Annotated in this window: 11 protein-coding genes; 9 read left to right on the forward strand and 2 right to left on the reverse strand. The window is 60.2% G+C overall.

All coding sequences use genetic code 11. The annotated features are described in order from the left end of the window. Window positions 1-120: 120 nt before the first annotated feature. Both GIR22_RS22415 and GIR22_RS22420 read left to right on the forward strand, forming a co-directional pair. Entirely contained in the window at window positions 121-1,188 is a 1,068-nt protein-coding gene (locus tag GIR22_RS22415) for a phosphotransferase family protein (RefSeq protein ID WP_154745458.1), read from the forward strand. Between the two features lie 32 nt (window positions 1,189-1,220). Continuing rightward, complete coding sequence (locus GIR22_RS22420; protein WP_246208466.1) at window positions 1,221-1,988, forward strand: SDR family oxidoreductase; 768 nt, start codon at window positions 1,221-1,223, stop codon at window positions 1,986-1,988. On the opposite strand, the gene GIR22_RS22425 is transcribed toward GIR22_RS22420, so the two are convergent. Further along, window positions 1,989-2,432 (reverse strand): carboxymuconolactone decarboxylase family protein, encoded by a 444-nt coding sequence (locus GIR22_RS22425; RefSeq protein ID WP_154745460.1) that lies wholly within the window; start codon window positions 2,430-2,432, stop codon window positions 1,989-1,991. A 162-nt stretch (window positions 2,433-2,594) separates the two neighbouring features. On the opposite strand from GIR22_RS22425, the gene pdxR reads away from it, so the two are divergent. From pdxR to GIR22_RS22440, 3 genes are all read left to right on the forward strand, one after another. Continuing rightward, the gene (gene pdxR, locus GIR22_RS22430) at window positions 2,595-4,028 is read left to right on the forward strand and encodes a MocR-like pyridoxine biosynthesis transcription factor PdxR (protein WP_154745461.1); all 1,434 of its coding nucleotides are present in this window, start codon (window positions 2,595-2,597) and stop codon (window positions 4,026-4,028) included. An 85-nt stretch (window positions 4,029-4,113) separates the two neighbouring features. Continuing rightward, on the forward strand, window positions 4,114-4,395 hold the full coding sequence (locus GIR22_RS22435; RefSeq protein WP_154745462.1) for a putative quinol monooxygenase: 282 nt from the start codon (window positions 4,114-4,116) through the stop codon (window positions 4,393-4,395). Window positions 4,396-4,491: 96 nt separating this feature from the next. Next, a complete protein-coding gene (locus tag GIR22_RS22440; protein ID WP_154745463.1) occupies window positions 4,492-4,893 on the forward strand; it encodes a cupin domain-containing protein in 402 nt (133 codons plus the stop codon). A 564-nt stretch (window positions 4,894-5,457) separates the two neighbouring features. Here the strand turns inward: GIR22_RS22440 and GIR22_RS22445 are convergent. Further along, the gene (locus GIR22_RS22445) at window positions 5,458-6,348 is read right to left on the reverse strand and encodes a LysR family transcriptional regulator (protein WP_154745464.1); all 891 of its coding nucleotides are present in this window, start codon (window positions 6,346-6,348) and stop codon (window positions 5,458-5,460) included. Window positions 6,349-6,477: 129 nt separating this feature from the next. Here GIR22_RS22445 and GIR22_RS22450 point away from each other — a divergent pair, with 129 nt between their 5' ends. The 4 genes from GIR22_RS22450 (at window position 6,478) to GIR22_RS22465 (ending at window position 12,625) form a co-directional block, all read left to right on the forward strand. Then, a complete protein-coding gene (locus GIR22_RS22450; RefSeq protein WP_154745465.1) occupies window positions 6,478-8,124 on the forward strand; it encodes a GMC family oxidoreductase in 1,647 nt (548 codons plus the stop codon). 190 nt (window positions 8,125-8,314) lie between these two features. After that, entirely contained in the window at window positions 8,315-9,937 is a 1,623-nt protein-coding gene (locus GIR22_RS22455; RefSeq protein WP_154745466.1) for an MFS transporter, read from the forward strand. 163 nt (window positions 9,938-10,100) lie between these two features. After that, window positions 10,101-12,050 (forward strand): DNA topoisomerase III, encoded by a 1,950-nt coding sequence (locus tag GIR22_RS22460; protein ID WP_154745468.1) that lies wholly within the window; start codon window positions 10,101-10,103, stop codon window positions 12,048-12,050. Window positions 12,051-12,184: 134 nt separating this feature from the next. Next, a complete protein-coding gene (locus tag GIR22_RS22465) occupies window positions 12,185-12,625 on the forward strand; it encodes a CBS domain-containing protein (protein WP_154745467.1) in 441 nt (146 codons plus the stop codon). Window positions 12,626-12,706: the final 81 nt, after the last annotated feature.

The following is a 12,706-nucleotide window of genomic DNA, read 5'->3' on the forward strand; positions in this document are numbered from 1 at the left end:
AACACTGATCATCGGCCAACACGCTAACCTATTAAGCCGCCCCCACCTTGTGGCTGGGCGGTGGTGCGCATTAGATTAGCCAATAGTCCGAGGCCTTTAGAATAAGCAGAAGGGATAAGCATGGCGCTTAACGACCAACCCACCCAGATTCGCCCAGGCGAAGAACTTGATGCCAACCTGATCGATCCCTACCTCAAGGCGCATATCCCGGGTTTGAGTGGCACCCCGAAAATCAGCCAGTTCCCCGGCGGTGCGTCCAACCTGACCTACCTGCTGGAATACCCCGGCCAGGAATTCGTCCTGCGCCGCCCGCCCTTTGGCCACAAGGCCAGGTCCGCGCATGATATGGGCCGCGAATACCGGATTCTCAATCAACTGAAAGACGGCTTTCCGTACTGCCCCAAAGCCTACGTGCATTGCACCGACGAATCAGTGATCGGCGCCGAGTTCTATGTGATGGAGCGGGTCAACGGGATCATCCTGCGCTCGGACCTGCCGCCGGAACTGGGCCTGGATGCGGCGAAAGCAGAAGCGTTGTGCAAGAGCTTTATCGACAAGTTCGTCGAGTTGCACCAGGTGGACTATACCGCCTGTGGCCTGGCCGACCTCGGTAAGCCCGAGGGTTACGTCGAGCGCCAGATTCGTGGCTGGAGCGAGCGCTACGAAAAAGCCCTGACCGCCGATGCTCCCCGCTGGGAAGTCGTGCGCGCCTGGCTCCACGACAAGATGCCCGCCGACCATCCGACCTCCAGCATCGTCCACAACGACTACCGCTTCGACAACGTGATCCTCTGCCCCCACAATCCGATGCAGATCATCGGTGTGCTGGACTGGGAACTGACCACCCTGGGCGATCCGCTGATGGACCTGGGCAACAGCCTCGCCTACTGGATAGAAGCGGCGGACCCGGCGCCGGTGCAACTGATGCGCCGCCAGCCGAGCAACGCGCCGGGCATGCTCACCCGTCGCCAGTTCGTTGACTACTACGCTGAACGCTCAGGGATCCAGATCGACAATTTCGACTTCTACTACACCTACGGCCTGTTCCGCCTGGCCGGCATCGTGCAGCAGATCTACTACCGCTTCTTCCATGGCCAGACCCAGGACAAACGCTTTGCGCAGTTCATCCAGATGAACAAGCTGCTGGAGCAAATGAGCCTGAATGTCATCGGCAAATCCGCACTCTGATAGCCCGAGCTATGACCCCACAAGGAACAACCATGTCCAAGACCCAATTGTTCGACCTCGATGGCAAGATCGCTTTCGTTTCCGGCGCCAGTCGCGGTATCGGTGAGGCCATCGCCAAGTTGTTGGCCCAGCAAGGCGCCCATGTGATTGTCTCCAGCCGCAAGATTGAAGGCTGCCAGCACGTGGCGGACGCGATCATCGAAGACGGTGGCAAGGCCACGGCCATCGCTTGTCATATTGGTGAGATGGAGCAGATCACCCAGGTGTTTGCCAATATTCGCGAACAGTTCGGGCGCCTGGATATCCTGGTCAACAACGCCGCCACCAACCCGCAGTTCTGCAATGTGCTGGACACCGACCTGGGCGCGTTCCAGAAGACTGTGGATGTGAACATCCGCGGCTACTTTTTCATGTCGGTGGAAGCCGGCAAACTGATGCGCGAAAACGGCAGTGGCAGCATTATCAACGTGGCATCGATCAACGGCATTTCGCCAGGGCACTTCCAGGGTATCTACTCGGTGACCAAGGCCGCTGTGATCAACATGACCAAGGTATTTGCCAAGGAGTGCGCACAGTTCGGCATTCGCTGCAACGCCCTGCTGCCGGGCCTGACCGACACCAAGTTCGCCTCGGCACTGGTGAAGAACGACTCGATTCTGAAAATGGCCCTGCAACAGATTCCACTCAAGCGTGTGGCAGAACCCAGTGAAATGGCCGGTGCGGTGTTGTACCTGGCCAGCGATGCGTCAAGCTACACCACCGGGGTGTCGCTGAATGTGGACGGCGGTTTCCTGTCCTGATCAGTTGTTCGGCGGTTGCTGCCGAAAACTGACCGCCAAGCGGTTCCAGCCACTGATGCTGGACACCGCCATGGTCAGGTCCACCAGTTCCTCTTCGCTGAATTCGAGGCGCGTCGCGGCGTAGAACTCATCCGAGAGGCTTGAGGTCGGCAACGTCGCCACCGACTCGCTCCAGGCCAATGCCGCCTTTTCCCGCGCGGTAAAAAATGGCGAGTCGCGCCACACGCACAAGGCAAACAAACGTCGCTCACTCTCCCCTCGCTGACGTGCCGCCATCGAGTGCATATCGGTGCAGAATCCGCAGTGGTTGAGCTGCGAGACGCGAATCTTGATCAGCTCCAGCAACGGTTTTTCGATGGACAAGCCGAAGGTCGTCGCCTCCAGCATCAGCATGCCTTTGAGCGCTTGCGGCGAGGCAGTGTAATAATCCAGGCGGGGTTCCATGGGCGGCTCTCTGGCGGCAGATACAATCACGACCTAGCCTAAAGCCCCCGGGGCATAGGCCCTATAGCCAATCAGGCGGTTTATGGGGAGTCCATTTTGGCTATACCGGCGAGGCACACTTGCGGGTAACCTTGGCGTTGATTGATCGCCTCAGGATGGAACATGGAACTGCACGTCGTCATCAACGGCCGCAAGGATCTGGCCGAACAGCTTTACCAGCAGCTGCGCGAGGCCATTGGCTCCGGTCGCCTGGCCGCAGGTGCGCAACTGCCTCCCAGCCGCCTGCTGGCCGAGCAATTGGGTGTGTCGCGCAAGACCGTATCCGACACTTACGCCACCCTGAGCTACGAAGGCCTGCTGATCGGCAAGACCGGTCGTGGCACCTTCGTCAACGCCCGGGCGCCACAGTCCGAGCGCCTGCAAAATGCTACCGACCTGGCCTGCGCCGCCAACCTGAGCAAATGGCAATCCCTGCCATCCCCTATGCGCCACCCCACCCGAGACGGCGCATTGCGCTGCGAATTTATCGGTGGTGCCACGACCCGCAGCCTGTTCCCCCAGGATGAATGGCGGCGCTGCACCCAGGACGCCCTGCGCCGCATTGCCCAGAACAGCGGTTTCTACAGCCAGCCCGAAGGCCTGCCAGCGTTGCGCAATGCCATCGCCCGGCATATCGCTTTTTCTCGCGGGGTCAAATGCCGCGACGACGACATCGTGGTCACCAATGGTGCGCAACAAGCCCTGGACCTGATCGCCCGCGTGGTTCTGGAACCGGGCAGTCTCGTCGCCATGGAAGATCCAGGCTACACCCCGGTGCGGCTGATGTTCGACGCCATGGGCGCGACCGTGGTGGGGGTGCCGGTGGACGAGCAAGGCATCCAGGTCGAGTTGATACCCGACGGTACACGGCTGATCTACGTGACGCCGTCCCACCAGTTCCCCCTCGGCATGCCCATGAGCCTGCCACGCCGCGAAGCCCTGCTGGCACGAGCCTTCGAGCTGGGCGCGATCGTGATCGAGGACGACTACGACAGCGAGTTCCGCTACTCAGGCCGCCCCACCGACTCCCTGCAAAGCATGGACTCACGCGGCATGGTGGCTTACGTCGGCACCTTCTCCAAGACCCTGCTGCCCGAGTTGCGCCTAGGTTATGCGGTACTGCCACCGGCCATCGTGGGCGCGGTACTCAAGGCCAAGCAATTGACCGACCAGCACAGCTCTACCTTGCCCCAATGGGCCCTGGCCAAGTTCATCAGCGAAGGGTATCTGCTCAAGCATATCCGCCGCTGCCATACGGTGTACGCCGGACGTCGGGAGCGCATTCTTGCCCGCCTGGCCGGCGACCTTTCGCCCTGGTTCGACGCCGTGCCCACCGTCGCCGGCTTCCATCTGGCTGCGCTGTGCAAAGTGCCGGTAAATATCCCGTTGCTCATGGAGTTGGCGCGCAAGGTCGAGGTGGGAGTGTATCCGCTGAGCCCGTTCTTCCATGAGACGCCGGTACGCGAGGGCTTGATGATTGGCTTTGGCGCCATCGAGACCCTGGATATCGACCCGGCGCTGGACAAGGTACGCGATATTTTGCAGCAGATTGGTTGAGCCGTTTTCCAGTGGATTGGTTATTGGTGTTTGCAGTCGGTGGTTCTAGCCTGCGTGCTGATACCGAACCCCGGAGACCTTCGCCATGCCTGCCAGTGCCTTCAATACCGTTCATGTTCGTGCAACGCCAGGTCGCTCACCTGCGTTGGGCGAGCGCCTGCAACAGATTGCCGAAGCCGTGCGTACCGCCCCCGGCTGCCTGGACTACAGCGTGCAACGCAGCCCGGTCGACCCTGAGCAGTGGACCGTCAGTGGCCGTTGGCAGTCCGTCGATCAACTCCACGCACACTTCCGGTTGCCAGCCCTGCAAGGCTTTATCGAACTGACCAACCAGTGCCTGGCCAGCCATCTGGTTTTCAATCACTGACTCATTGGTCTCCTGGCCTTTGCCGGGATTGGCTATTGGTCGATCGACGTCCGCAGCTTAGGGTAAAAGGGTCTGGAACTACTCGGAAGCATCGTCATGAAAGTACTGCTCGGCACTACCCTTCTGCTGGCCTCGTTAAGCGTTTTTGCCCACGAACCGGTGTACAACCAGGAAAAAATCAACGTGCTGCAAGAACATGCCCTGGCCAACCTCCCTGGCAAGAAAACCATCATGCTCACCGTGGACTACGCACCCGGCCAGGCCACCGCGCCCCATAGCCACACCGGTACGGCCGTCGCTTACGTGCTGGAAGGCGAGATCACCTCGCGGGTCAACGACGAGAAGGCTGTGACCTATAAGGTGGGCGAGTCGTTCTATGAACCCGCAGGCTCCCGGCACTTTGAATCCAGCAATGCCAGCCAGACCAAGCCAGCCAAGCTGCTGGTGGTCATGGTAATGGACGACAAGGCCGAGGTACTGACGCCGCTGGCCCAATAATCAGCCACACCACCGATAAACCTGTCGAAAATCTGTAGCCGCTGGCGCAGCCTGCAATCGGCTGCGCAGCAGTCGTTTGGGGCTTGAAATTGCTGAAGGTCCTGCGGCCCTTATCGCAGCCTCGTGCCTCGACAGCGGCTACACAAGCGATCTCTGTAGCCGCTGGCGTAGCCTGCGATCGGCTGCGTAGCAGTCGCCTGGGCCTTGAGACCGCTGAAGGTCCTTCGGTCCTTATCGCAGCCTCGTGCCTCGACAGCGGCTACACAAGCGATCTCTGTAGCCGCTGGCGTAGCCTGCGATCGGCTGCGCAGCAGTCGTTTGGGGCTTGAAATTGCTGAAGGTCCTGCGGCCCTTATCGCAGCCTCGTACCTCGACAGCGGCTACACAAGCGATCTCTGTAGCCGCTGGCGCAGCCTGCGATCGGCTGCGCAGCAGTCGTTTGGGGCTTGAAATTGCTGAAGGTCCTGCGGCCCTTATCGCAGCCTCGTGCCTCGCCAGCGGCTACAAAAATCGGCTTCAGGCGTTCGACAAGCCAACTCCCGCACTCTCATCCAATTTCGCCAGCTAAACCTCCCCCAACAACAACCCCTGCTCCCGTGCACACAGCTCCACCAAATAATCCCACAACACCCGTAACCGCACCGACTTGTGCAGTTCGCGCCGGGAGCTGATCCAATAACTGCGCTGGATACTTTCTTGCGGCAACAGCGGCACCAGGTCCGGATCGGACGCTGCCATGAAGCACGGCAAAACTGCAATCCCCAGCCCCGAGCGCGCCGCCTGGTGCTGGGCGATGACGCTGGTGCTGTGGAACACTACTTTGGGATTGCGGCAAAAGCTGCTGAGGAGTTTCAGTTCCTGGCTGAACAGCAGGTCATCGACATAATCGATCCAGGCATGTCCTGCCAGGTCTTCGCGCTTTTCGATGGGTGGCGTGCGATCCAGGTAGCTGCGGCTGGCATAGAGGGCCAGGCGGTAGTCGGTAAGCTTGCGGGTCACCAGTTGATCAACACTTGGCCGTTCCAGGTGGATGCTGATTTCTGCCTCGCGGTTGAGGATGCTGACAAAGCGCGGCACCGCCACCAACTCCACTTCCAACCCCGGATAACGCTCGAACAGGCCACCCATGCGCCCGGCTAAAAACATCACGCCCAGCCCCTCGGCCACGCCGAGACGAATTTTGCCCAGGAGCGCGGCGCTATGAGTCAACTCCTCTGCGGCCAGCAGCGCGACGTTTTCCATGGCTTCAGCGTGCTTGAGCAGCGCCTCACCGGATGGCGTCAGCGCATAGCCCTGGGCATGCTGCACGAATAACGCGGTACCCAGGCTTTTTTCGATGGCCTCGATATGCCGGGCCACCGTGGCGTGAGTCGTTTTCAGGCGTTGCGCCGCAGTGAGCAGGCGCCCGCTGCGCTGTAACTCGAGAAAAAACCGCAGATCATTCCAGTCGAACATTTCACCTCCCCTCTTCCCTTAAGAGTAGCGCTGTTTAAAAACGCACAGCAGCTGGGTAAAAATTAACATTTTTAAGACGAAAACTAACAACTAGGATGAAACCCATAAGAACAACAAACGAGGTCACAGATGCATTCTGCAACGGCTGAGTACGATTACGTGGTGGTAGGCGCCGGCCCTGCGGGGTGCCTGCTGGCCAATCGGTTGTCCGCCAACCCAGCCCATCGCGTGCTGCTGCTTGAAGCCGGTGGCCGCGATAACTATCCCTGGATTCATATCCCCGTCGGCTACCTGTTCTGTATCGGCAACCCTCGCACCGACTGGTGCTTCAAGACCCAAGCCCAGGCAGGCCTGCAAGGTCGCGCCCTGAGCTACCCACGAGGCAAAGTGCTGGGCGGCAGTTCATCGATCAACGGCATGATCTATATGCGCGGCCAGGCACAGGACTACGATGGCTGGGCGGCCGATGACAATCCCGGTTGGGCCTGGGACGATGTGCTCCCCCTGTTCAAGCAAAGCGAAAACCATTTCGCCGGTGGCTCACAGTTTCATGGTGAAGGTGGTGAATGGCGTGTCGAACAGCAGCGCCTGCACTGGCCAATCCTCGATGCCTTTCGCGATGCAGCAAGACAAAGCGGTATCGCCAGCATCAGCGACTTCAACCAGGGCGACAATGAGGGCTGCGGCTATTTCCAGGTCAACCAGAAAACCGGGGTGCGCTGGAATGCGGCCAAGGCGTTTCTCAAGCCGATTCGCCAGCGCCCCAACCTCACCGTACTGACCGAAGTTGAGGTCGATCGTGTGTTGCTGGAAAACAGCCGCGCTGCCGCCGTCATTGGCCGTCAGCAAGGCCAGCAAAACACCTGGCGGGCGCGTAAGGAAATCATCCTGTGCGCCGGCTCCGTGGGTTCACCGGGGATTCTGCAACGCTCCGGCATTGGCCCGGCCAGCGTACTCAAGCCGCTGGGTATCGATGTTGTGCATGAACTGCCGGGCGTCGGCGGCAACCTGCAGGATCACTTGCAACTGCGGCTGATCTACAAGCTGGAAAACGCCCGCACCCTGAACCAGGTCGCCGGCACGCTGTGGGGCAAAATGGGCATGGGCCTGCGCTACCTGTATGACCGCAGCGGCCCGCTGTCCATGGCGCCCAGCCAACTCGGCGCGTTCGCCCGCTCGGGGCCGGAGCAGACGTCGGCCAACCTCCAATACCACGTTCAACCGCTGTCCCTTGAGCGTTTCGGCGAGCCGCTGCATGCGTTCCCGGCCTTTACCGCGTCGGTCTGCGACCTACGGCCACAAAGCCGTGGGCGCATCGATATTCGCTCAACCGATCCTCAGGACGCGCCGCTGATTCAGCCCAACTACCTCAGCCATCCGCACGACTTGAAAGTCGCCGCCGACGCCATTCGCCTGACCCGGCGTATCGTGGCCGCGCCCGCGTTGAAGCTATTCAAGCCGGTGGAGTACCTGCCCGGCGATGCCCTGCAAACCGAAGAGCAATTGCACGAAGCCGCTGCGCGGATCGGCACCACCATCTTCCACCCGGTAGGTACCTGTCGCATGGGCAGCGACAAGGACGCCGTGGTCGACGCGCAGTTACGGGTCCATGGCATCCCTGGCCTGCGCATCGCCGACGCCTCGATCATGCCGCGCATCACCTCTGGCAACACCTGTTCACCGACGCTGATGATCGCGGAAAAAGCCGCGCATCTGATCCTTTCGCCGAACACAAGGAGTCTCGCCACGGAGAAACAACGGGTTACATCGGTTTGACCTGTAGTGTGGGAGCGAGGGGGATTCCTGGTTCTTGTTCGCGGAGGTCGTTAACGATAACGCGGGAAGCCTGGTACTCAACGTCGCTCTCAGGTTTTTCGCGAGCAAGCTCGCTCCTACAAAAGAACAGCGGCGCCGATCCGGCGTCGACAGTGGAACAACAATAAATAATCACTGTGAGGGCTACCCAATGTCAGAACATGCTCAACCTCTGGACCCGGCGCTCGGCGCACGCGCCAGCAACGACACGCAAAAAGTCATCTTCGCCTCCTCTCTGGGGACGGTGTTCGAGTGGTATGACTTTTTCCTTTATGGCGCCCTGGCTGCGGTGATCAGCAAACAATTCTTTGCCGGGGTCAACGACACCACGGCCTTCATCTTCGCGTTGATGGCCTTCGCCGCCGGCTTTGTGGTGCGGCCGTTTGGCGCTCTGGTATTCGGGCGCCTCGGCGACATGATCGGGCGTAAATACACCTTCCTCGCCACCATCATCCTGATGGGCGTGGCGACCTTTTGCGTCGGCTTGCTGCCGACCTATTCCAGCATCGGCATTGCCGCGCCGATTATCCTGGTGGCGCTGCGCATGCTCCAGGGCCTGGCCCTGGGTGGCGAGTACGGCGGCGCGGCCACTTACGTTGCCGAGCACGCCCCGGCTGGCAAACGCGGTTTCCACACCAGTTGGATTCAGTCCACCGCCACCCTCGGCCTGCTGCTGTCCTTGCTGGTGGTACTGGCGTGCCGCTATTTCACCGGCGATCAATTCGAAGTCTGGGGCTGGCGCCTGCCGTTCCTGCTGTCGATCGTGCTGCTGGGGGTTTCCACCTGGATCCGCATGAGCCTGCATGAGTCGCCGGCCTTTCTGAAAATGAAAGAAGAAGGCAAGACCAGCAAGGCACCGATCCGCGACTCCTTCGGCAAATGGGAAAATCTCAAGGTGGTGCTGATCGCCCTGTTCAGCATCAATGCCGGGCAAGCCGTGACGTTCTACGCCGCGCAGTTCTATGTGTTGTTCTTCCTCACACAGTTCCTGAAGATGGACCCGGCCCTGGCCAATATGCTGCTGATCATCAGCGTGGTGATCGGTGCACCATTCTTTATCTTCTTCGGCTGGCTGTCGGACAAAGTGGGACGTAAACCGGTGCTGATGGTCGGCCTGTTGCTGGCTACCCTGTTGTATTTCCCGATCTTCAAGGGCCTGGCCCACTACACCAACCCGGCGATGGACCAGGCCAGCAACCAGGCGCCGATCACCGTGCTGGCGGACCCGGCCACTTGCACCTTCCAATTCGACCCGGTGGGCAAGGCGCGTTTCGACAGCCCATGCGACAAGGTCAAGACCTTCCTGGTCAAGCAGGGCCTGCCCTACAGCAGCGCTGCCGCCCCGACAGGCAGCCCGGTGCAGGTGAACGTGGGCGAGGTACGCATTGACGGCTACGACGAAGCAGCCTTGAAGGGCGCAGTGGCACTGGCAGGTTATCCGCAGTCAGCCGATATGGCACAGGTCAACAAAACCATGGTGGTGGTGCTGATCGTCGCGCTGATCCTCATCGCCGCGATGTGCTACGGGCCGCTGGCGGCGCTGATGGTAGAGTTGTTTCCGACCCGCATCCGCTATACCTCGATGTCCTTGCCCTATCACATCGGCAACGGCTGGTTCGGCGGCTTCCTGCCCACGGTCTCGTTTGCCTTGGTGGTGTACACCGGCGATATCTTCTATGGCTTGTGGTACCCGGTGGTAATTACCGGCGTGAGCCTGATTGTCGGGTTGTTCTGCCTTAAAGAAACCCGGAATGTGGATATCGATAGCGACTGAGCAGCAAGTGGCAAGCTTCAAGCGGCAAGAAAAAGCGATTCGGCTTTTACTTGTCGCTTGCAGCTTGAAACCTTCAGCTGTACATCCATACAGATAAAGCTTGATCAACGCGGTCTACTTGCTCATCCTGCTCCCATTCAATTTCGTGATGAATGTGGTGACCATGCGGCTGTTCCTCTGTGAAAAACCGTCCCAGGCCAAGGATATCGCCGCCGTACTCGGCGCGAGCCGACGTGGCGACGGTTGCTGGCTGGGGCCGGGGGTCACGGTAACCTGGTGCATCGGCCACCTGCTGGAAACCGCTCCGCCCGATGCCTACGACGCCAAGTACAAACGCTGGGTGCTGGCCGACCTGCCTATCGTCCCGGAAAAATGGAAGATGCTGGTCAAGCCCAGGACCGCCAGCCAGTACAAAGCGGTCAAGCGCTTGCTGGGGGAAGCCCAGGAACTGGTGATTGCCACTGATGCCGACCGGGAAGGCGAGATGATCGCCCGGGAACTGGTGGAACATTGCCGTTATCGTGGGCCAATCCAACGGTTGTGGCTCTCGGCGCTGGACGATGCCTCGATTCGCAAAGCCCTTACGGCACTAAAACCCGGCGCCGAAACCTTCAGCCTGTATCACTCGGCCCTGGGGCGTTCCCGTGCCGACTGGCTGATCGGCATGAACATGAGCCGCCTGTTTACCCTGCTGGGGCGCCAATCCGGCTATCAAGGCGTATTGCCGGTCGGCCGGGTGCAAACCCCGACCCTGCGCCTGGTCGTCGATCGCGACCGCAGCATCGCAGACTTCGTGCCGGTGGCTTACTGGGCCATCGATGTCGATTTGCTCCATGCCCCTATAACCTTTACCGCCCAATGGCGCGCCGCCGAAGACGTCTGTGACGATCAGGGCCGCTGTCTGAATCCACAGCGGGCCCGAGATGCCGCCGACGCCATGAACAACGCCAGCCATGCGCGGTTGATCAAGCTGCGCACCGAACGCATGCGCGAAGTGGCGCCTCTGCCCTTCGACCTCGGCACGCTGCAGGAAATCTGCTCGAAAAAACTCGGCCTTGGTGCCCAGGAAACCCTGGACATCGCCCAATCGCTCTACGAAACCCACAAAGTCATCACCTATCCGCGCAGTGATTGCGGCTATTTGCCCCTTAGTCAACACAGCGAGGCACCTGGCATTCTTGCAGCGCTGGGCCGGGCTGATCAGGCGGTCCAAGCCTTGATGCCGCATATCGACCCCCAGCGCCGCTCCCGGGCCTGGAACGATGCCAAGGTCAGCGCCCACCACGGCATCATCCCCACTGGCGCCGGCAGGGACCTGGGGCAACTGACGGGCAAGCACCGCGCGGTCTACACCCTGATTCGTGCCCGCTACCTGGCGCAGTTCCTGCCCAACCACGAATACGACCGTACCCAGGCCGATTTCGATTGCGCGGGCGAAGCCTTGCGGGCAGTGGGCAAAGTCATCGTCGAGCCGGGCTGGAAACGCGCACTGCCTGAAGCCCTGGCACCGACCAAGGGGCGCGAGGCGTCGGCGCCGCAGTCCTTGCCAACGCTGGTACAAGGCAATGATTACGCGGTAGCCAAGGTCAACCTCAAGGACCTGTGGACCCAACCGCCCAAGCCGTTCACCGAGGGCGACTTGATCAAGGCAATGAAAAACGTCGCCAAACTGGTGGAAGACCCATTGCTCAAGCAAAAGCTCAAGGACACCACCGGGATCGGTACCGAAGCCACCCGTGCAGGGATCATCCAGGGCTTGCTGGACCGGGGCTACCTGGTGAAAAACGGCAAGGCCCTGTCGGCGACACCGGCAGCGTTCAGCCTGATCGATGCAGTGCCACGGGCGATTGCCGATCCCGGCACCACGGCCATTTGGGAGCAGGCCCTGGACATGGTCCAGAGTGGTGAAATGAGCCTGGAAGAATTCGTCGCCAAACAGGCCGCGTGGATGAGCAAACAGGTGGCGCGCTGTACCGGCATGCGTCTGACCATCAGCGGTCCGGCCAGCCTAGCGGGACGCGGAGCCACACCTTGGAAAAACAAGCGCAAACCGGCCAAGCGCAAGACAGCGAGCAGCCCCAGGCAGGCGAAAAAACCGATAAACAAGACGTAGAAGGGTGAAGAAACCGGAACAATGACGTTTTTCGACGAGATATACGCCGCTTTGGACCTTGCCCTGCCTTGGGCAGTCTAGGATTCTGTAGGGACTGCTAACCTCCCAACGATAACAATATCGGAGTGGCCTCCATGAAAACCGTTGCGCAAGTGCTCAAGTCCAAAGACCAGAAAAACCAGCAAGTCCACACCATCCCACATGACCATACGGTGTTTGAAGCGCTGATCGTAATGGCGTCGAAAAACGTCGGTGCCTTGCCCGTTCTCAAAGATGGGAAAGTTGTCGGGATAATCAGTGAACGTGACTACGCCCGCAAGGTCATCCTTCATGGCCTGTCCTCCGTGACGACCAAGGCCCACGAGATCATGAACTCGCCGGTGATTACCGTTGACACCCACCAAACCGTCGAGAAATGCATGAACATCATGACCGACAGCCACCTGCGCCATCTTCCAGTGGTTGAGGACGGCCAACTCTTGGGCCTATTGTCCATCGGTGACTTGGTCAAGGAAGCCATTGCCGAACAGACGGACCTGATCAAACAACTGGAGCAGTACATTCGCGGCGAATGAGGCCACAAGCGGGAGTCGCCCCCTGTAGCCGCTGTCGAGGCACGAGGCTGCGATAAGGGCCGAAGGACCTTCAGCAATCTC

The sequence above is a fragment of the Pseudomonas karstica genome (genome assembly GCF_009707515.1).
Taxonomy (GTDB): Bacteria; Pseudomonadota; Gammaproteobacteria; order Pseudomonadales; family Pseudomonadaceae; genus Aquipseudomonas; species Aquipseudomonas karstica.